The sequence below is a fragment of the Pseudomonas sp. PGPPP1 genome, from assembly GCF_002255865.1.
GTDB classification, from domain to species: domain Bacteria; phylum Pseudomonadota; class Gammaproteobacteria; order Pseudomonadales; family Pseudomonadaceae; genus Aquipseudomonas; species Aquipseudomonas cremoris.
Map to the genome: position 1 here is coordinate 1 of NZ_NKIG01000029.1, position 20143 is coordinate 20143.

Annotated in this window: 22 protein-coding genes; 5 read left to right on the top strand and 17 right to left on the bottom strand. The window is 58.4% G+C overall.

Annotation, left to right across the window (positions count from 1 at the left end):
- Window positions 1-146 precede the first annotated feature (146 nt).
- The 13 genes from tolB to CFE47_RS25140 all read right to left on the bottom strand — a co-directional run bounded on the left by tolB (window position 147) and on the right by CFE47_RS25140 (window position 10831).
- Window positions 147-1427: a Tol-Pal system beta propeller repeat protein TolB gene (tolB, locus tag CFE47_RS25080; RefSeq protein WP_185708067.1), complete on the bottom strand. Its 1281-nt coding sequence runs from the start codon at window positions 1425-1427 to the stop codon at window positions 147-149.
- Window positions 1428-1444: 17 nt separating this feature from the next.
- The gene (gene tolA, locus CFE47_RS25085) at window positions 1445-2518 is read right to left on the bottom strand and encodes a cell envelope integrity protein TolA (protein WP_185708069.1); all 1074 of its coding nucleotides are present in this window, start codon (window positions 2516-2518) and stop codon (window positions 1445-1447) included.
- Window positions 2518-2970 carry a protein TolR gene (tolR, locus tag CFE47_RS25090; protein ID WP_161634127.1) on the bottom strand — a complete coding sequence of 151 codons (453 nt, stop codon included), beginning with the start codon at window positions 2968-2970 and terminating at the stop codon, window positions 2518-2520. The genes tolA and tolR overlap by 1 nt, the downstream gene beginning before the upstream one ends.
- 23 nt (window positions 2971-2993) lie before the next feature.
- Window positions 2994-3689 (bottom strand): protein TolQ, encoded by a 696-nt coding sequence (tolQ, locus tag CFE47_RS25095; protein ID WP_010208111.1) that lies wholly within the window; start codon window positions 3687-3689, stop codon window positions 2994-2996.
- Between the two features lies 1 nt (window position 3690).
- Window positions 3691-4146 carry a tol-pal system-associated acyl-CoA thioesterase gene (gene ybgC / locus CFE47_RS25100; protein ID WP_025854760.1) on the bottom strand — a complete coding sequence of 152 codons (456 nt, stop codon included), beginning with the start codon at window positions 4144-4146 and terminating at the stop codon, window positions 3691-3693.
- A gap of 138 nt (window positions 4147-4284) precedes the next feature.
- On the bottom strand, window positions 4285-5343 hold the full coding sequence (ruvB, locus tag CFE47_RS25105; protein ID WP_003193867.1) for a Holliday junction branch migration DNA helicase RuvB: 1059 nt from the start codon (window positions 5341-5343) through the stop codon (window positions 4285-4287).
- On the bottom strand, window positions 5344-5955 hold the full coding sequence (gene ruvA, locus CFE47_RS25110) for a Holliday junction branch migration protein RuvA (RefSeq protein ID WP_003175802.1): 612 nt from the start codon (window positions 5953-5955) through the stop codon (window positions 5344-5346).
- A gap of 68 nt (window positions 5956-6023) precedes the next feature.
- Window positions 6024-6548: a crossover junction endodeoxyribonuclease RuvC gene (gene ruvC / locus CFE47_RS25115; protein WP_005790910.1), complete on the bottom strand. Its 525-nt coding sequence runs from the start codon at window positions 6546-6548 to the stop codon at window positions 6024-6026.
- Between the two features lie 141 nt (window positions 6549-6689).
- Window positions 6690-7436 (bottom strand): YebC/PmpR family DNA-binding transcriptional regulator, encoded by a 747-nt coding sequence (locus tag CFE47_RS25120; RefSeq protein WP_286841163.1) that lies wholly within the window; start codon window positions 7434-7436, stop codon window positions 6690-6692.
- Window positions 7437-7571: 135 nt separating this feature from the next.
- Window positions 7572-9347: an aspartate--tRNA ligase gene (gene aspS, locus CFE47_RS25125; RefSeq protein WP_105524020.1), complete on the bottom strand. Its 1776-nt coding sequence runs from the start codon at window positions 9345-9347 to the stop codon at window positions 7572-7574.
- A 107-nt stretch (window positions 9348-9454) separates the two neighbouring features.
- Complete coding sequence (locus tag CFE47_RS25130) at window positions 9455-9676, bottom strand: FmdB family zinc ribbon protein (protein ID WP_010208103.1); 222 nt, start codon at window positions 9674-9676, stop codon at window positions 9455-9457.
- 171 nt (window positions 9677-9847) lie between these two features.
- Window positions 9848-10177 carry a ribbon-helix-helix domain-containing protein gene (locus CFE47_RS25135; protein ID WP_286841166.1) on the bottom strand — a complete coding sequence of 110 codons (330 nt, stop codon included), beginning with the start codon at window positions 10175-10177 and terminating at the stop codon, window positions 9848-9850.
- A 180-nt stretch (window positions 10178-10357) separates the two neighbouring features.
- Window positions 10358-10831 (bottom strand): Dps family protein, encoded by a 474-nt coding sequence (locus CFE47_RS25140; RefSeq protein WP_286841168.1) that lies wholly within the window; start codon window positions 10829-10831, stop codon window positions 10358-10360.
- A gap of 427 nt (window positions 10832-11258) precedes the next feature.
- Between CFE47_RS25140 and CFE47_RS25145 the strand changes: the two genes are divergently transcribed.
- Window positions 11259-11861: a cold-shock protein gene (locus tag CFE47_RS25145; RefSeq protein ID WP_025854767.1), complete on the top strand. Its 603-nt coding sequence runs from the start codon at window positions 11259-11261 to the stop codon at window positions 11859-11861.
- 74 nt (window positions 11862-11935) lie between these two features.
- Here CFE47_RS25145 and CFE47_RS25150 read toward each other — a convergent pair whose 3' ends face one another.
- Window positions 11936-12142 carry a SlyX family protein gene (locus CFE47_RS25150; RefSeq protein ID WP_027605535.1) on the bottom strand — a complete coding sequence of 69 codons (207 nt, stop codon included), beginning with the start codon at window positions 12140-12142 and terminating at the stop codon, window positions 11936-11938.
- Between the two features lie 3 nt (window positions 12143-12145).
- Window positions 12146-12571: an HIT domain-containing protein gene (locus CFE47_RS25155; protein WP_185708075.1), complete on the bottom strand. Its 426-nt coding sequence runs from the start codon at window positions 12569-12571 to the stop codon at window positions 12146-12148.
- A gap of 873 nt (window positions 12572-13444) precedes the next feature.
- Between CFE47_RS25155 and CFE47_RS25160 the strand changes: the two genes are divergently transcribed.
- Window positions 13445-14770: an OprD family porin gene (locus CFE47_RS25160; RefSeq protein ID WP_286841172.1), complete on the top strand. Its 1326-nt coding sequence runs from the start codon at window positions 13445-13447 to the stop codon at window positions 14768-14770.
- 191 nt (window positions 14771-14961) lie between these two features.
- Here CFE47_RS25160 and CFE47_RS25165 read toward each other — a convergent pair whose 3' ends face one another.
- On the bottom strand, window positions 14962-15804 hold the full coding sequence (locus tag CFE47_RS25165; protein ID WP_185708078.1) for a mechanosensitive ion channel family protein: 843 nt from the start codon (window positions 15802-15804) through the stop codon (window positions 14962-14964).
- A 136-nt stretch (window positions 15805-15940) separates the two neighbouring features.
- The gene (locus CFE47_RS25170) at window positions 15941-16426 is read right to left on the bottom strand and encodes a YajQ family cyclic di-GMP-binding protein (RefSeq protein WP_003175814.1); all 486 of its coding nucleotides are present in this window, start codon (window positions 16424-16426) and stop codon (window positions 15941-15943) included.
- A 123-nt stretch (window positions 16427-16549) separates the two neighbouring features.
- Between CFE47_RS25170 and CFE47_RS25175 the strand changes: the two genes are divergently transcribed.
- From CFE47_RS25175 to CFE47_RS25185, 3 genes are read left to right on the top strand one after another with little or no spacing between them, the layout of a single operon-like run.
- Window positions 16550-17467 (top strand): putative 2-dehydropantoate 2-reductase, encoded by a 918-nt coding sequence (locus tag CFE47_RS25175; protein ID WP_286841175.1) that lies wholly within the window; start codon window positions 16550-16552, stop codon window positions 17465-17467.
- A 46-nt stretch (window positions 17468-17513) separates the two neighbouring features.
- Entirely contained in the window at window positions 17514-19550 is a 2037-nt protein-coding gene (locus CFE47_RS25180; RefSeq protein WP_286841177.1) for a sensor histidine kinase, read from the top strand.
- Between the two features lie 2 nt (window positions 19551-19552).
- On the top strand, window positions 19553-20131 hold the full coding sequence (locus CFE47_RS25185) for a cob(I)yrinic acid a,c-diamide adenosyltransferase (protein WP_185708081.1): 579 nt from the start codon (window positions 19553-19555) through the stop codon (window positions 20129-20131).
- Window positions 20132-20143: the final 12 nt, after the last annotated feature.

The following is a 20143-nucleotide window of genomic DNA, read 5'->3' on the forward strand; positions in this document are numbered from 1 at the left end:
CACCGGCATTGTCGCCGCCTTTAGACGAGCAACCAACGGCTACGGACAGAGCCAGAGCCAGAGCAGCAAACTTACCAAACTTCAGCATTTCCATCGTGAAACTCCTAATGAACCCCAGTGTGTTAAGCAAATCTTGTAGCGCCGCGTCAGTTCAGGTAAGGGGACCAGGATGGTTCTCTGACTTCGCCTTGAGCGGTAGGAAGTGGGAGCCTTACGCGTCCATTAATGGACACGAGCATCAAGACTCCCCGGCCCTGCTGGCGGGTGGCGTAGATTACCATGGTGCCGTTGGGCGCAACAGTGGCTGACTCATCAAGGTTGGTATCTGTAAGGATTTTTACTGTTCCACGCTGCAAATCCTGGGCCGCAACCCGGAAATTAGTGAAACCATCCTGACGGTGAATCATCACCAACGTCTTTTCATCAGCCGAAAGCTTAGGGTTGGCGTTGTAGTTACCAATAAAGGTCACGCGTTCTGCGCCACCGCCACCCACGCTTGTTTTATAAATCTGTGGCTTGCCGCCCCGGTCGGAGGTGAAGTAGATGGTCGAACCATCCTTACCCCAGAACGGCTCGGTGTTGATGCCTGGGCCGCTGGTAACACGGCTGATCTGGCGCGAAGCCATGTTCATCACGTAGATATCAGGGTTACCGTCTTTAGACAGCACGAATGCCAGGCGCGAACCATCCGGCGACCAGGCTGGTGCACCGTTGAGGCCTTCGAAGTTGGTGATCTGCTCACGACGGCCAGTATCGATGTGCTGGACGAAGATACGCGGACGCTTCTGCTCGAAGGATACGTAGGCAATACGCTTGCCGTCCGGCGCAAAACGCGGCGACAGGATTGGCTCGCGCGATTGCAGCAAAGTTACAGCCCGTGCACCGTCATAGTCCGAGCGCTGCAAAGTGTAACGAGTGTTGTCTACGGAGAAACGCTCAGCCGTTACATACAACAGACGTGTCGAGAAAGCACCCTTGATACCTGTGAGCTTTTCAAACGATTGGTCCGAGATGTAGTGGGCCATGTCGCGCAGCTGTTCGGCGGTGCCCGATACGCTGCCGGTCAGGACCTGCTGCTCGGTGGCCACGTTGAACAACGTGTACTGGATCTGCAGGCGACCGCCGGCCGGCACGATATTGCCGACCATCAGGTACTGGGCGCCAACGGCCTTCCAGTCACGGAACACAACTTCGCTGGCCTGGTTCGGCTGGCTGATCATGTTGCCTTTCGGAATCGGCGCGTAGTAGCCGGAGTTGCGCAGGTCGTCACTGACGATCTGGGCCATGTCGTCCGGCAGCACGCTGCCGCCCTGCCAACCGAACGGTACCACCGCGATCGGGGTAGCCCGATCACTACCGCTGGTGACCAGGATGTTCTTTTCATCCGCCGCCGCTATCCCTGCCATACAGCAAATAACGACAAGCATTCCTCGAAGAAGGTTTCTCACAAGGCTAGATCCTCAGGTGTGAATGTCATCTTGAATGAACGATAGGGAGCGAAGTCGCTTGGTTTCATTCCCTGCATCTCGGTCAACCGGCCAATGTTCTTGACCGCGGCAACCGCCGAACTGTCGAACGAACCGTCACCACTGGACTTGGACACGCTGACCGAAGTCACCGTACCGTCCGGCAACATGCCGATCTGCAGCACTACTGTCATGCCTTTGCGTGCCGAAGGTGGACGTGTCCAGCCCTCTGCTGCCCGCGCCCGGATCAGGTCGTCGAAACTGCCCGCGACTTCATCACCACGTTCATCGGCCAAGGCCTGCTGACGCTGCGGCGTGTCGGAGAGCAAATCTGCCAAGGCCTGGGCCTTTTTCTCTTCGGCGGATTTACGCGCTGCTTCCTGGGCCTTTTTCTTCTGGGCGTCGGCGGCAGCTTTCTTTTTCGCGTCGTCGGCGACTTTCTTCTTCGCCTCGTCTGCTTCAGCTTTTTTCTTGGCGTCTTCGGCGGCTTTCTTCTTCGCGTCTTCGACAATCTTTTTCTTGGCGTCTTCAGCGGCCTGTTTCTTGGCCTCTTCTTCGGCAGCTTTCTTCGCTTCGTCTTCGGCTTTCTTCTTGGCTATATCAGCCAATTGTTTCTCTTCGGCTTTTTTAGCTTCGGCAGCTTTCTCGGCTTTCTTGGCTTCATCAGCCTTTTTCGCCTCGTCGGCCTTCTTCGCTTCGTCAGCCTTTTTCGATTCCTCGGCCTTTTGAGCCGCCTCTTCTTTCTTTTGTTCCGCAGCAGCCTTCACCGCTTCCTGCTCGACCTTCTTCTGTTCCATCTGCTCGACTTCAGTCTGGCGCGCAGCCGACTTCTGAGCCTCACCCGCAATCTTCTGATTGGTCTGGGTGGTGGCCTGACTTTTCGATTTCAGCTGATACAGGGTCGCCTGCACGATCGGCTTGGCTGGCGGCAAGTCCGGGGTCATGGCAAAGCTGACGAACAGCATGCCAAACACCAGGACGTGCAGGGCAATTGCCCAAACGCTAGGCCAGAAGTAGCTTTCCGAGGCGGACGGCTCTCGCTGTTGCTGCATCAGGGCGCCTCGGTAATCAAGCCAACGTTACCGACGCCGGCCTTCTGCAGCCCGCCCATGGCACCCATGACGGAGCCGTAGTCGACTGCCTTGTCACCACGGATGAAGACTTGGGTGTGCTTGCCGCCTTCGTTGCCCGAGCGAATGATCTTGGTCACGGCATCAGTCATCGCCGGCAAGGTCAGGGCCTTGTCCTGCTGCTTCTGAGTGTCGACTTCGCTGCCAAGGTTCCAGTAATAGGTCTTGTCGGACTTGATCGAAATGGTCAGCACCTGGGTGTTGTTGTCCTGGGGCAAGGCTTCGCTGGAAACCTTGGGCAGATCAACCTTTACACCCTGGTTGAGCATCGGCGCGGTCACCATGAAGATAACCAGCAGCACCAGCATCACGTCGATGTAAGGCACTACGTTCATCTCGGCGACCGGCTTGCGCTTGGTTCGAGCTCGAGTGATTAAAGCCATCGGGGAGTACCTGCTTATTCTTCGCTGGTGTGCACTTTACGGTGCAGGATCGCCTGGAATTCATCGGCGAAGGTGTAGTAACGGCCAATCAGGTTTTCGCCGCGAGCGGCAAAACGGTTGTAGGCGATTACTGCCGGGATAGCAGCGAACAGGCCGATCGCGGTGGCGATCAGGGCTTCGGCGATACCCGGGGCCACGGTGGCCAGGGTCGCTTGCTGGGCCTGGGCCAGGCCGCGGAAGGAGTTCATGATGCCCCATACGGTACCGAACAGACCGATGTACGGGCTCACGGAACCAACGGTGGCGAGGAACGGCAGGCTCTGCTCCAGTTTTTCTTCTTCACGGGAGATGGCAACGCGCATGGCACGGGCCACGCCTTCCATCACCGCTTCCGGGTCAACGCCTGGCTGCTGGCGCAGACGGGAGAATTCCTTGAAGCCAGCGCGGAAGATCTGCTCGACGCCCGAATCCGGGTCCGGGTTGCTGCCGGCCTGACGGTACAGCTTGGACAGGTCGATACCCGACCAGAAGCGCTCCTCAAAGCTCTCCAGGGCACGTCGACCGGCACGCAGCAGGTTGCTGCGCTGAAAAATCATGACCCAAGAGGTAACCGATGCGGCTACCAGGGTCAGCATGACCAGTTGAACCACAACACTGGCATTGCTGACCAGGCTCCACATGGAGGAATGGTCGACGACGGTAGGTTCCACGCTAAATCTCCTGCTTTGATTGTTTACCCGCGCCGCTTACGTCGGCAAAGGCCGCACGTAGAGCTTCGGGAATGGCCCGGGGTTTCAAACTATTGGTGCGCACACAGGCCACCAGGAACTGCCCCTCACAGAGCAGCGTTGCATCCGTTGCCCGCCTGACCTGCTGTTTAAAGCGCAGGCTGACACGGTTCAATTCGATTACTTCAGCGCTGACCAACAACTCGTCGTCCAGCCGCGCCGGCGCGTGGTAGCGCGCCTCGCTGGAGTGCACGACGAATAACAGGTCCTCCCCTGCCAACTCGGACTGGGCAAAGCCCAGCTCCCGTAGCCGCTCGGTTCGAGCCCGCTCCATGAACTTGAGGTAATTGACGTAATACACGATGCCGCCGGCATCGGTGTCCTCGTAATAAACGCGACAGCGATGTGCGAACGACTGATCCCCGTTTTGCGCGCGCATACTCTAGTGCTTACTCCTCAGGTTGCCAATTGGCTGGGCAACTGTTTTTTCATTCTCGAGAATACTTCGAGTGACTGAATGACGACGCCAGCCACTAGGACAGCACAAACTTCAGATAAATCGACTGGCGTGACCTTTTTAATCGTCCACTGCATCGAGGAATTCGTCTACCACGGGCATCTCACCCAATCGTGACGGAATGTTTAACCCGAAGTGCAGATAGGCATGGCGCGTCACCACCCGCCCCCGTGGCGTGCGCATGATGTAGCCCTGCTGGATCAGGTACGGTTCCAGCACGTCCTCGATGGTATGGCGCTCCTCGCTGATGGCCGCCGCGAGGCTGTCGACGCCCACCGGGCCGCCGTCGAACTTCTCGATCATGGTCAAGAGTAGACGTCGATCCTGGTGATCGAAGCCATGCTCGTCCACATCCAGCAGGTTCAGCGCCAGGTCGGCCACGGCCTTGGTGATATGCCCCTTGGCCCGCACTTCGGCAAAATCGCGTACACGACGCAGCAGGCGGTTGGCGATTCGCGGCGTGCCACGGGCCCGACGGGCGATTTCAAATGCGCCTTCCGGGTCCAGGGGCAAGCCGAGAATGCTCGCCGAACGGCTGACGATGGTCGCCAAGTCTGCGGTGCTATAAAACTCTAGACGTTGAACGATGCCGAAACGGTCTCGCAATGGGTTGGTCAACATGCCGGCGCGAGTGGTGGCACCCACCAGGGTGAACGGTGGCAGGTCGAGCTTGATCGAGCGCGCCGCCGGGCCTTCGCCAATCATGATGTCGAGCTGAAAGTCTTCCATCGCCGGGTACAGCACTTCCTCGACGATCGGCGACAACCGGTGAATCTCGTCGATAAACAGCACGTCATGCGGTTCAAGGTTGGTCAGCAGTGCTGCCAGGTCGCCTGGCCGCTCCAGCACTGGGCCGGAGGTGGACTTGATCGACACGCCCATTTCCTGGGCAATGATGTTGGCCAGGGTGGTTTTACCCAGCCCCGGCGGGCCGAAGATCAGGGTGTGATCGAGGGATTCACTGCGCCCGCGCGCGGCCTGGATAAACAGCTCCATCTGCTCGCGCACGGTAGGTTGACCGATATATTCAGCCAGGCTCAGGGGCCGGATGGCGCGGTCCTGGACTTCTTCACGGTCGCGCGGGCCGGTGGCCGCGATCAGACGATCTGCTTCAATCACTTAAATCATTCCCTTCAGGGCACGGCGGATCATGTCTTCACTGCTCAGGTTCTTGTCCTTGATGGCCGACACGGCCTTGCTGGCCTCCTGCGGCTTGTAGCCCAGGGAGATCAGCGCGCTGACAGCGTCGCTTTCGGCACTGGCGACCTGGCCGGCCGGCATGTCTGGCTGGTTCGGCACCAGCGCGAACATGCTCGGTACAACTTCCCAGGCCTTGAAGCGGTCCTTGAGTTCCACTAGCAGACGTTCGGCGGTTTTCTTGCCGACACCCGGCACCTTGGTCAGTGCCGACGTATCCTGGGCCGACACGGCACGCACCAGCTCGTCCACTTCCAGGCTCGACATCAGCGCCAGTGCCAGTTTCGGCCCCACGCCATTCAAGCGGATCAGTTCACGAAAGAAGTCACGGTCGCGCTTGCCAATGAAACCATAGAGCAATTGCGCATCTTCGCGCACCACCAGATGGGTGTGCAGCGTAATCGGCTCGCCGACAGACGGTAGGCGATACAGGGTGGTCATGGGCACTTCCAGCTCATACCCCAACCCATTTACATCCAGAATCAGGTGCGGCGGCTGTTTCTCAGCCAGGGTGCCGCGCAAGCGTCCAATCACGGTTCAAATCCTTAAAGCTTGAGGGTCAGCCAAAGGCCTGACCGGGAAACACGATTGCGCTGATGCTATCAGAGACGCAGCCGCCCGCCACGACTGCGTGCCGTACCCAGACCGTGGGGCAGCAGACTGGAACGGGTGTGCGCATGGCAAATGGCAATGGCCAGAGCGTCGGACGCGTCAATCTGTGGTTTTGAGGTGAGCTTGAGCATGTGCATGACCATCATCTGCACCTGCTCCTTGTTGGCGGCGCCAGTACCGACCACGGCCTGCTTGACCTGGGTCGCGGTGTACTCGGCGATTTCCATGCCCTCCTCCGCGCCCGCGACGATAGCAGCGCCCCGGGCCTGGCCAAGCTTCAGCGCCGAATCGGCGTTTTTGGCCATGAACACCTTTTCGATGCCCATGGTGACCGGCCCGTAGGTCTGGATCACTTCACGCACGCCGCGATAGACGATCTGCAAGCGCTCGGCCAGCTCGCCCGCACCGGTGCGGATGCAACCCGAGGCCACGTAGATGCAGCCGCGTGGGGTCTGCTGCACCACGCCAAAACCGGTGATGCGCGAACCGGGGTCGATACCTAGGATTAAAGTCATAACGCCTGCGGTTTTGTGGATACGCAAAGACCCATGTGGGAGCCGGGCTTGCCCGCGATTGCGGTGTGTCAGTGAACAAATCTGTATTTGATACACCGCAATCGCAGGCAAGCCAGCTCCCACATTGGACTTTCATGGATCTTAAGACAGTTGCTCGGCGACGGATTCCGGGATGTCAGCATTCGAATACACGTTCTGCACATCATCCAGGTCCTCAAGCATGTCCAACAGCTTCAGCACCTTCTGCGCGCCATCCAAATCCAGCTCGGCACTGGTGGTTGGCAGCATCACGATTTCTGCGTCGGTGCCTTTGAAACCAGCGGCTTCCAGCGCATTACGCACCGCGTAGAAACTGCCAAACGAGGTGAACACGTCGATGGAGCCATCTTCGTTGGTCACCACGTCATCGGCGTCCGCTTCCATCGCGGCTTCGATCAGCGCGTCTTCATCCACACCCGGCGCAAAGGAGATTTGCCCCTTGCGCTCGAACAGGTAGGCCACCGAACCATCGGTACCGAGGTTGCCGCCGCACTTGCTGAAAGCGTGACGCACAGCGGCTGCGGTGCGGTTGCGGTTGTCGGTCATGCATTCGACCATCACCGCCACGCCGCCTGGGCCGTAGCCTTCGTAGGTCAGTTCGACCATGTCGTCGGTATCGGCAGCACCGGCACCACGGGCCACGGCGCGATCGATGATGTCGCGGCTCATGTTGGCGCCAAGCGCCTTGTCCAGCGCCAGGCGCAGGCGCGGGTTGGAGCCGGGGTCACCACCGCCCTGGCGGGCAGCGACGGTCAGCTCGCGGATCCACTTGGTGAAGATCTTGCCTTTCTTGGCATCCTGTCGCTCTTTGCGGTGCTTGATGTTCGCCCACTTGGAATGGCCAGCCATAACACAACTCCGAAATTCTGTAGAAACCTTATCAATCCCGCCCCAGGCAGGATGCAACCCTTGTAACGCAAAGGCGCATCCGAAGATGCGCCTTTTTAGACTGCGTAAACCTCAGTGCGCTTTCACGCAGTAGCCTTACTCAGCCTTCGGCGTCTCGCGCAGACGAATGTGCAGCTCGCGCAGCGCCTTGGCATCCACCACACCTGGAGCCTGGGTCATGACGTCCGCAGCACTCTGGGTTTTCGGGAAGGCGATCACTTCACGGATCGACTGGGCACCGGTCATCAGCATCACCAGACGGTCCAGGCCAAAGGCCAGGCCACCGTGCGGCGGCGCGCCGTACTTCAAGGCGTCGAGCAGGAAGCCGAACTTCTCTTCCTGTTCCGCTTCGTTGATGCCCAGCAGGCGGAAGACCGCTTGCTGCATCTCTTTGCGGTGGATACGGATCGAACCGCCACCCAGCTCAGTGCCGTTAAGCACCATGTCGTAGGCACGGGACAGTGCGCCTGCCGGGTTGGCTTCCAGCTCGGCCGGCGAGCACTTCGGTGCGGTGAACGGGTGGTGCAAGGCGCTGAAGCTGCCGTCGTCGTTCTCTTCGAACATCGGGAAGTCAACGACCCACATCGGGGCCCATTCGCAGGTCAGCAGGTTCAGGTCGTGACCGAGCTTGATGCGCAGCGCGCCCAAGGCTTCGCTGACGATCTTGGCCTTGTCGGCACCGAAGAACACGATGTCGCCGTCAACCGCACCAACGCGATCCAGGATCGCGTTCAGGTTGTCCAGCGGAATGTTTTTCACGATCGGCGATTGCAGACCGTCAACACCATTGGCGCGCTCGTTGACCTTGATGTATGCCAGGCCCTTGGCACCGTAGATGCCGACGAACTTGGTGTAGTCGTCGATCTGCTTGCGCGGCATGCTTGCGCCGCCAGGCACGCGCAGGGCGGCGATGCGGCATTTAGGGTCGTTGGCCGGGCCGCTGAACACCTTGAAGTCGACTTCTTTCAGTTGATCGGCCACGTCCACCAGTTCCAGCGGGTTACGCAGGTCTGGCTTGTCGGAACCGTAGCGGCGCATGGCCTCTTCGAAGGTCATGTGCGGGAAATCGCCGAACTCCAGGTCCAGCACTTCCTTGAACAGGTTGCGGATCATTTGTTCGGTCAGGCCCATGATCTCTTTTTCATCGAGGAAGCTGGTCTCGATGTCGATCTGGGTGAATTCCGGCTGGCGGTCAGCGCGCAGGTCTTCGTCGCGGAAGCACTTGGCGATCTGGTAGTAGCGGTCGAAGCCAGCCACCATCAGCAGTTGCTTGAACAGCTGCGGCGATTGCGGCAAGGCGAAGAAGCTGCCAGCGTGGGTACGGCTCGGCACCAGGTAGTCACGCGCGCCTTCCGGGGTAGCCCGGGTCAGGATCGGCGTTTCTACGTCGAGGAAGCCGTTTTCGTCGAGGAAGCGGCGGATGCTGGTGGTCATGCGCGAGCGCAGGCGCAGCTTCTCGGCCATTTCCGGACGACGCAGGTCCAGGAAGCGGTAGCGCAGGCGGGTTTCTTCGCCCACGTCGGAGAATTCGTTGAGTGGGAACGGCGGGGTTTCCGACTCGTTCAGCACTTCCAGTTCATAGCCCAGCACTTCAATGCCGCCGGAGGCCATGTTCTTGTTCACGGCACCGGCCGGACGCAGGCGAACCTTGCCGGTGATCTTCACGACGTATTCGCTGCGCACGCGGTCGGCGGCGGCGAAGCTTTCAGCGCGGTCCGGGTCGAACACCACCTGGGCCAGACCATCACGATCACGGATGTCGAGGAAGATGACCCCGCCGTGGTCGCGGCGACGGTGAACCCATCCGCAAAGGGTGATTTCCTGACCTTCCAGGGTCTCGTTCAGTTGGCCGCAATAGTGGCTGCGCATCATGGTAGTGGTTTCACTTCTCGTAATTCGAAATTCGGTGGAGGCCTGCCTCGTCACCGTACATTAAAGCAGGGGACGGATAATGCAGGAGCCTGCGCGTAGAGTTCAACTCAGTCTGCTTTGTCGCCGCCCGCCAGATTCTTCTTCGAACCTGTCTTGAAATCGGTCTCGTACCAGCCGCTGCCGCTCAGGCGGAAGCCAGGCATGGACAACATCTTCTTGAGCTCCGGGGCCTGACAGGCCGGGCAATCGACCAGCGGCGCTGCGCTGATCTTCTGAATGGCTTCCAACTGATGACCACAGGAAGCACATTGATAGTCGTACATGGGCATGGCGATGTCTCGGCGATCAGAACATTACTGCGCCACGCCTGCTCCGGGACAACCCCGGCACGCGCAGCAAAGCGCGGGATTATATCTGGTAAATCGAGGCAGCGCAGCCGGCTTTCTGCCCGAAGCCTTGCCCACCGGGACGATGGGCCGGCTCCGGGGCCATTTGATGGTTCAGGGCTCAACACAGCCCTTGAGTACATGCTCCACGCACACCACCCTGACCAACCCGCTGAAGTTCTTCACTCCCCCATAACGCAAGTGCACCTCCCGATCGACGTAAGACAACAACGCACTGACAGAGCAGGCATTGATCCTGGCTATTTCCGTGAGGATATTCCAATAGATCTGCTCCAGCCGCAGGCATGTCGAAAACCCATTGAGCCTGACCGATCGGGACAATGGCCTGGCCAGCCCCATGTCGAAACCCTTCACAAAAGGATCGACTTTGATTTTATGAAAACCAGCGGTTTCCATGACCCCATTACCCTCTCCACGCGACATACACCTGACACTCCATTGCCAAACAGCAGCCCATGGGCTCTCCCATGGGGCGATGGCCCTATAAAACAGCAGGCGCAAGGAAGCGGCCAGAAGACGGGGAGTTGATAGTCGTAGGACAACGCCAGGAAATGCGTGGAAACAAGCGAGCGGCGCCAGGACGGCGCCACTGCGGGTTGACGATTATTTGTTTTCGAGGAGGGAACGCAGCATCCACGCGGTTTTTTCGTGAACCTGCATACGCTGGGTCAGCAGGTCGGCGGTCGGCTCATCACTGACTTTATCGAGCAATGGGAAAATACCGCGCGCAGTGCGAGTGACCGCTTCCTGGCCGGCGACCAGTTGCTGGATCATTTCTTCGGCACTGGGCACACCCTCCTCCTCTTTGATGGAGGAAAGACGCGCATAGATCGAATAGGCACCCGGCGCCGGGAAGCCCAGGGCACGGATGCGCTCGGCAATGGAGTCCACCGCCAGCGCCAGTTCGTTGTACTGCTCTTCAAACATCAAGTGCAGCGTACGAAACATGGGGCCCGTAACGTTCCAATGAAAGTTGTGGGTCTTCAGATACAGTACGTAGGTATCGGACAGCAGTCGCGAAAGCCCATCGACGATGGATTTACGATCTTCTTCACTGATACCAATATCGATTGCCATGTTTTTCCCCTTCAATTGAGAGCATTCATTGATCAGGTGCAGGACCACTCTAGCAAGAGTGCCGGTAACGTGCCGTTCTATACACCCAGGCGATGTGCGGCAAATTGCCCTGGCGCTATCCGCCAGGCATTGCAGGACAAGCCTTAGGACGGCATAGGAAATTTCCTCAAAAAACACTCAAAACGCCTGCACCTCTCTAGGACAAGCGTTTGGCGCAGAAATGCCCACCCCCTTGCAACCCCCGCAAATGCTTGATTTGAGTAGGCACAGCCTTTGCTGTTAAATAGGCGGCGTGTCGCTGCGGTTCATTTCTGCAGCAGCGACATAGGCTGATACCCGCGCACGTGCCCAACGCCTCCCATAGTTCAGAAGCGAACCGTGCCAGTCAGCTCTTCCTCGTGATCCGTCTTAACGTGAGTTAATCAAAATGTTGAAAATCGTCCACCTGCTAACGGGCGTTGCAGCTTTGCTGCTGTCCTTTATACCGAGCTTGCAACAGGGAAGCCCTCCCTACCTGGAACAACACGACGCTCTGTACCTGGCCTTGTTCGGCCTTCTTAACCTGACGCTGGCACCGGTCATTCCTTACTGGAACAAAGGCACACGTCATCAACTGCAAAACCTGGTCAGCGCGCTGCTGGTTCTGACCGTTGTTGTACAAACCCTCACCCTCCTGGCGCCCATGCCTGAAGTCGGTGGCCACCCGGCCATTCTGCTTAGCCTGGTGATTGCTGTGGTCGCCATCGTTCTTCACCTGGCCATCAGCTTCTACCGTTCGTCCCCTGCGGCCTCGTCGCAAACCTACGACATGACCAATCGGGATACCGGTACCGTCAAGTGGTTCAACACATCCAAAGGCTTCGGCTTTATTTCCCGTGATTCGGGCGACGATATCTTCGTCCACTTCCGGGCCATTCGCGGCGAAGGCCATCGCGTCCTGGTGGAAGGCCAGCGCGTGGAGTTTTCCGTGATGAATCGCGACAAAGGCCTACAGGCAGAAGACGTGATAGCTGCACTGCCGCGTCGCTGATCCCAGCCTTCGCAGCAAAAAAAACCGCGATCCAGCGTTGACTGGATCGCGGTTTTTTATTGCACTCGCATTCATCAGTAGTGCGGAGGCGGCGCTTCTTCTTCCGACGTTTCGAACTGCCCACCCATCTCTTCCTGGCGCTTGAGCAACGCGGTCATCTGCAACTGCAAGCGCTCAACGGCCCGTTGCTGGGCCACCAGAATGTCATTGAGGGTCTCAATGGTGTCGTCTTGAAAGGCCAAGCGGCTTTCCAGGTCGGTTACACGGTCTTGCAAATCCATAATTCAGCCCTGGGTAAACGTGAAGTCGGCGGGCAACAGTTCGCGCAGACGTGCACGGATAGCCTCCACCTGTGCGTCGCTATAAGGCTTGGCCGGGTGCTTGCCCCACACCGGCGCAGGCCAGGCGGCGTCGTCACGTTTGCGCACGATGACGTGCACGTGAAGTTGGCTGACCACATTGCCCAAGGCGCCAATATTCATTTTATCGGCCGCGAGGCCTTCATTCAGCAACTGCGCCAAGGCGGTCGTTTCCTGCCACAGCCGCTGTTGGTCGGCGACACCCAGCTGAAACACTTCGCTGATACCGTCGATGCGCGGTACCAGGATGAACCAGGGGTAGTTCGAATCATTGGACAACAGCAGGCGGCTCAGGGGGAAATCCCCGATGACCAGTGTGTCTTGTTGAAGGCGTTGATCTAAAGCGAACACCGCAGGCACTCCGTTCGGCAGGTCAGGTTCAAGGCTGCAGCATACCTGCGAATGGCTGACGCTTCACGCAGACCCCATGTGCGTCCATGTAGAACGGTGCGAAAAAAAACGCACCATTTCGAGACAGGCGGTTTTTTCGTCTACGCTGAAAGACCAATCAACCTGCCATCAATCAGGTACCGACAAAAATACAAGCATAAGAACCCCGATACAGAGGCCTCTCGAAACAAGGCACTAAGCCACTATCGAGACCTGCGGCACATCATGGTCATGCACCAAAATGACCCACTTGCGCCTCAAAGAGATCCGCCGATTACCCACTGAATGGGGTGAACGGGTAACGTTTTTCCAAGGATCAGGATTTATGCACAACCGATCAGGCACACAACACGCACGTCAAGGCCTAACCAATCGGCGTAAAAACCCCGTGCTTATGCGGTTTTCATCAAACCGTAACGGTTTTCACGAAAAAATGACATTCGGTTACCGATTTGGGCGCGCTTGTTGCATTCATCCCCACATCGTCGGCAACGGCACCTAAACGGAAGCGGGTGTTTCGCGATGAAAAACAACAGCGGTTCAATGCGTGCCAAGGAAGATTTTAAACCTTCGAAAGTGATGCCCAAGGTGCTCTTTTAATGGTTTAAAACAGTATTGAAGTTGTCAGCCTCGTTACAGTGAGGCTGTGGAATTGCGACATGGACATAGCAATTTACGACTGGCTCGTAAAGAAGCTGAAAGGAAAGTTGGGCAAGTATCGCCAATATTGTCAGCGTGATATAACTTTGCGCCGACACAAAAAGAAAGAGCCGCCCAGACAAAAATATAGGTGGGACGGCAGTACTCTTCCTAAAACCAAAGGAGCAAATCACGATGCGCGTGATGAAGTGGAGCATGATCGCCCTGGCTGTTTCAGCAGGCACCTCGCAGTTCGCAATGGCGTCCGCCCAGGATGATTCCAAGGGTTTTGTGGACGACAGCACTTTCAGTATCAATACCCGTGCGCTGTATTTCAGCCGTGACATCCGTAACGAACCCGCTAGCGGTTACGGTACCGTCAACGGTAAGAGAAAGAGCCGCTCCGAAGAAACCGGCCTGGGCTTTAACGCCCTCTATCAGTCGGGCTTTACCCAAGGCACCATTGGCGTTGGTGTGGATGCTATCGGCCTCCTGGGCTTGAAACTCGACAGCGGCAAGGGCCGTGCAGGTACCGGTCTGTTCCCTAATGGCTCAGATGGTCGCGCACAAGACGATTACTCCAAAGGCGGCGCTGCGGTTAAATTCCGCATCTCCAACACCGTGCTGAAGGTGGGTGATCAATACACCACCGCCCCAGTATTTGCCTCCGATGACAGCCGCTTGCTGCCGGAACTGCCGCAAGGCATCTCCATCACCAGCAACGAAATCAAAGACCTGAAACTTGAAGCGGGTCACTTCACTTCGATCGTTGCCCAGGACCACACCTACAAAGACAGTATCTCCAGCTACGAACCTATCACGGAGCGTGGGCTGCGAGACGCGAACTTCGTCGGCGGCGTTTATTCCTGGACTCCAGAGTTCACCACCAGCCTCTACTACTCCAAAGTGGAAGACTACTGGAAAAAACTCTACGCCAACGTGAACTGGACCCACGCGCTCAGTGATGACCAATCCTTGGCCGTTGACTTCAACATCTACAGCACCAAGAGCGACGGCGCAGGCCTGCAACGCGCAGAAAAAGACAACACCACCAAGCTCGACAACCGTGCATTCAGCTTGCAAGGTGCGTACACCATCGGCGCGCACACCTTCACCCTGGCAGCACAAAAGGTTAGCGGTGACGGCGACTACGGTTACGGCGTAGACGGCGGCGGCACGATCTTCCTGGCCAACTCTGTCGCTCGTTCCGACTTCAACGCCGAAGGCGAGAAATCGTTCCAGGCTCGCTACGACATCAACATGGCGACCTTTGGCGTTCCTGGCCTGAGCTTCATGACTCGTTACATTACCGGTAGCGGCGCTGATACTGGCGTTACCAACAACGGTAAAGAGTGGGAACGCGACATCGAAGCCAAATACGTGATCCAGAGCGGTCCAGCCAAAGACCTGAGCCTGCGCGTACGTCAAGCGACCTATCGTTCGTCTGACGGCGTTTACTACGGTTCGGCTTCCTTGGACGAACTGCGTCTGATCGCGCAATACCCGCTGAACATCCTGTAATTGATCGTTTGATTACAATGATGACTTAAGGCTTAGGCCTTAAATAAAAAGCCGCCCCCTTGCAACAAGGGGGCGGCTTTTTTATTTCAGTATTGTTTCAGTCGAAAAATAACTAGCAAGCTAACTAACGACATTAAACACGTTGCACCGAACCTGACTCATCAGCCAAGTTCGGCGCTGTTTACTGTCGACTACTTCGCCGCTGTTTCCTGCATTACGCGAATAACCCGCTGCGGAAATGGAATATCAATCCCCGCTGCTTTCAAACGATCCCGCGCCAGTTCATTGAGCATGAACACGACGTCCCAATAATCCGGTGTCTTGGTCCAGCAACGCAGGGAAACAGTAATAGAGCTGTCGCCCAGCGTCGAAACTACCGCCGCAGGTGCCGGGTCAGCCAGTACACGTGGATCCTTTGCCAGCTCCAGCAATACTTCACGGGCTTTCTGCAGGTCGGCCTCGTAGTCCACGCCTACGTCAAACACCACCTTGCGGGTGGGTTGGCGGTTGGTGTTGGTGATGAGGCCGTTGGACAGGCTGCCGTTCGGAATGATCACCGTCTTGTTGTCGCCGGTGCGCAAAACGGTGTGGAAGATCTGGATGCTGTCGACCGTACCCGACGTGCCTTGAGCCTCGATCCAATCACCGATGCGGAACGGGCGGAACAACAGAATCAGTACACCACCCGCGAAATTCGCCAGGCTGCCTTGCAACGCCAAGCCGATGGCCAAGGTGGCGGCGCCGATTGCGGCAACGAACGAGGTGGTTGCCACGCCGATCATCGAGGCCACGTTGACCACCAGCATGACTTTCAACGCGATGTTCGCCAGGCTGGTGATGAAGTGCTGCAGCGCCAGGTCCGCATTACGCAGAGCCAGCAAACGCCCCACGCGGTGGGTCAATACGTTGATCAGCCACCAACCAATGGCCAGCGTCAGGATGGCCAGCAAAAACCGGCTGCCATATTCCATGATCATCGGGATCCAAGACTGTGAGGTCGTGATCAAGTGATCCACTTCAGCGTTCAAATCCATCTACATTCTCCTGTCGAGCGGATGTTCGGTATTTTCTAGTGCCCAAAAATGCAATTGAGCCCCGTAGGGCTCAATCGCTGGCGCAGGCTCTGGGGCGTGGGACGTCAAAAACGTGCTCAGGTTCCCCAAATGGCCATCAGTCGCGGAAGTTATTGAACTGCAGCGGCATATCGAAGGTCTTGGCACGCAAGGCAGCAATCGCCTCTTGCAGGTCATCACGCTTCTTGCCGGTAACCCGAACCTGCTCACCCTGGATGGCCGCCTGGACTTTCAGCTTGGCATCCTTGATATGGGCGACGATTTTCTTCGCCAGCTCCTTGTCGATGCCTTCCTTGAGCACGGCTTCCTGCTTCATCAGCTTGCCCGAAGCGTAGGCGTCCTTGATTTCAAGGCACTGCGCGTCGATCTTGCGCTTGACCAGCGACAGCTTGAGTATCTCGATCATCGCTTCCAGCTGGAAATCGGCTTCAGCGGTCAGGTTGACGGTCAGTTCCTTTTCCTTGAATTCGAAGCTGCCCTTGCCTTTCAAGTCATAGCGACGGTCCAGTTCCTTGACGGCGTTCTCGACGGCGTTGGTGACTTCGTGTTTGTCCAGTTCGGATACCACGTCGAACGAAGGCATGTCATTTCTCCAATATAAGGGGCGGGCTCAGTAGAGATGGAGCGCGCCCGAGCTAAAATGCCGAGGCATTATAGCGGTTCTTTCGTCCCGTTCACTGCGGGCAGCCTTACGGAGCACAAACTGATGTCGACCACCTGGCACATTCTCGGCGCAGGCAGCCTGGGCACACTCTGGGCTGCGCGCCTGGCCCGTGCCGGCGTGCCCGTGCGGTTGATTCTGCGCGATGAGGCACGCCTGGCCAGTTATCAGGCGGCACAAGGCCTGACGCTGGTGGAGCATGGTGTGGCGCACACCTACCCGGTAATCGGCGAAACGCCCCACAGCCCGCAGCCAATCCACCGCCTGCTGGTGGCGTGCAAAGCCTACGACGCCGAAAACGCGGTCGCACAACTGCAACACCGATTGGCGCCAGACGCCGAACTGATCCTGCTGCAAAACGGCCTTGGCAGCCAGGACGCGGTGGCCGCACAACTGCCCCAGGCTCGCTGCATCTATGCGTCCAGTACCGAGGGTGCATTTCGCGACGGCGATTGGCGCGTAGTCTTTGCAGGCCATGGCTACACCTGGCTGGGGGACGCGAGCCATCCTACGCCGCCATTGTGGCTGGACGACCTGGAAGCCGCCGGTATCCCACACGAATGGAGTACCGATATCCTGACGCGCCTGTGGCGCAAGCTGGCGCTCAATTGCGCGATCAACCCGCTGACCGTGCTGTATCAATGCCGCAACGGCGAACTGCAGTCCCATCAATGCGAAGTCGCCACCCTGTGCGCCGAACTCGCCGAACTCCTGGAGTGTTGCGGCCAACCCGCCGCCGCCGTGGACCTGCAGCACGAAGTAGAACGCGTGATCCACGCCACTGCCGCGAATTACTCCTCGATGTACCAGGACGTGGCCAACGCCCGACGCACCGAAATCAGCTACCTATTGGGCTATGCTTGCCAGGCGGCGGCTCGTCACCAGTTGAACCTGCCGCATTTGCAACAGCTGCACATCCGCCTGGTCGACCAGTTGCTTGCACGCGGATTGCCCCGCGACTGAGCCACGCGCTACCCTGCCCGCCTGTCTATCACCTGGGAAAACCCTGATGCCGCTGCGCCAGCGTCTTGAAAATCTACCGGTAGGGCAGAAACTGCTGGCCGCCCTGCTGGTGTTGTTGACCACCGTATTGCTGGTGGCCAACCTCACTTTTATCAGCGCCGCCTACTGGATATCCCAGGAAAGCATGGCCCCCCAGGCCTTGCAGGCCATCGGGCGCCTGGTGTCCAACCCGGCCCTTGCCGTCGAAGCGCTCGAGTCGCCGGCCAAAGCCGACGCACTGCTCAATGAACTGACCAGCTATTCGCCATTGCGCGCCGCCGCCTTGTATGACGGTGAAGGCAACCGCCTGGCGCAGATGCAACACGGTGACCGCCTGCACCTGCCCGACAACTACCGGCATATCGAAGCCTGGCGTCTAACCGAATTTCGCAGCAACCAGGTCATCACCCTCCCCCGCGCGGGCCAACCGTCCGGGCACCTGCTACTGGTTGCCAGCAGTGAGTTGCCGGTGGCGTTCTATACCGGCACGTTGACCGCCAGCCTGGGCATCCTGATCTTCAGCGTGTTGCTGTGGCTGATCATCGCCCGCCAGATCAAGCGTCTGATCACCCGGCCCATCCATGAGCTGGAAGAGCTGTCACGCCAAGTCACCCGCGAAGAGAACTATGCCTTGCGCGCCGGCCGTGGCAACCACGATGAAATCGGCAGCCTGGCCGAAGCCTTCAACACCATGCTGTCGCGCATCGAAGCCCGCGAGCAGCAGCTCAAGCGCGCACGGGATGACTCCCAGGCGGCGTACGATCAAGCCCAGGGCTTGGCCGAAGAGACACGCCACACCAACCGCAAGTTGGAACTGGAGGTCCAGGTACGCAGCAAGATCGAGAAAAAACTCACCGGTTTCCAGAACTACCTGAACAGCATCATCGACTCGATGCCCTCGGCGCTGATCGCCCTGGATGAACAGCTCTACGTTACCCAATGGAACCAGGAAGCCAGCGCGCTCTCCGGCACTCGCCTGGACGAAGCCTTGAACCAGCCGATCTACCTGGCGTTCCAGCCGCTCAAGCCTTACCTGCCGCAGATCCGCGCCACCGTAGAGCAACACACCGTGGAACGCATTGAGCGCGTCACCTGGACCAAAGACGACGAACCCAAGCATTACGCCCTGACGTTTTACCCGCTGATGGGCGGTGCCGGGCGCGGCGTGGTGATCCGGATCGATGACATCACCCAGCGCCTGTCCCTGGAAGAAATGATGGTGCAGTCGGAGAAAATGCTCTCGGTGGGCGGGCTTGCCGCTGGCATGGCCCACGAGATCAACAACCCGCTGGGCGCGATCCTGCATAACGTGCAGAACATCCGACGCCGCCTGTCGCCCGACTTGCCGAAGAACCTGGAACACGCCGAACAGGCTGGCATCGAGCTGGAAACCGTCAACCGTTACCTGCAAAGCCGCGAAGTCCCGCAACTGCTGGACGGCATTCAACAGGCCGGGGCACGGGCAGCGAAGATAGTCACCCACATGCTCAGCTTCAGCCGCCGCAGCAACCGGCAGATGGCCCCCTGCGACTTGCCAGCGTTGATCGACCAGGCTGTGGAAATCGCCGGTAACGACTTCGACCTGGCCATCGGTTTCGACTTCAAGGGCCAGGCGATCATTCGCCAGTTCGACCCTCAACTGGGACCGGTGCCAGGCACCGCCAACGAGCTGGAACAGGTGCTGCTCAACCTGCTGAAAAACGCCGCCCAGGCCATTCACCTGCGCGAAGACGACAGCGAGCCCGGGCGCATCATCCTGCGCACGCGCCTCAACCCGCCGTGGGCCGAGATCCAGGTGGAAGACAACGGCATCGGCATGAGTGAAAACGTGCGCAAACGCACCTTCGAGCCCTTCTTCACCACCAAGGAAATCGGCCAGGGCACGGGCTTGGGGCTATCGGTGTCGTACTTCATCATCACCAACAACCACAAGGGCCAGATGGAAGTGCACTCCACCCTCGGCCAAGGCACCTGCTTCACGCTACGCCTGCCCTTGGCAGGAAGCCAACTGCCACCTTACGAACTCACCCAACTGGAGCAATGACCATGGGCTTTCGCCTGTCGAAGATCTACACCCGCACCGGCGACAAGGGTGAAACCGGCCTCGGCGACGGGCGCCGTGTGCCCAAGGACCACCCGCGGGTGGAGGCGATTGGCGAAGTCGATACGCTGAACAGCCAGTTGGGGTTGTTACTGGCCAATCTGGAAGAACAGAGCGGCCAGCACCCTGAATTGAAAGATGTGATTGAAGTGCTCACGCCCTGCCAGCATCGATTGTTTGATTTAGGCGGCGAGCTGGCGATGCCGGTATACAAAGCGCTGAACGCAGCCGAGGTGGACCGGCTGGAAGCGGCGATTGACCGCTGGAATGAAGAAGTGGGGCCGCTGGAGAACTTCATCCTGCCCGGTGGCTCGGCGTTGATTGCCCAGGCCCACGTATGCCGCAGCCTGGCGCGCAGTGCAGAGCGACGCTGTCAGCAGTTGAATGCGGTGGAGCCGTTGGAAGGGGTTGGCTTGGCGTATATCAATCGCTTGTCGGATTTGCTGTTTGTGGCGGCGCGGGTGATCGCCAAGCGCCAAGGTGTTGCAGAAGTGTTGTGGCAGGCGGCTGCCAAGCCCCATTGATTATGCAGTGCC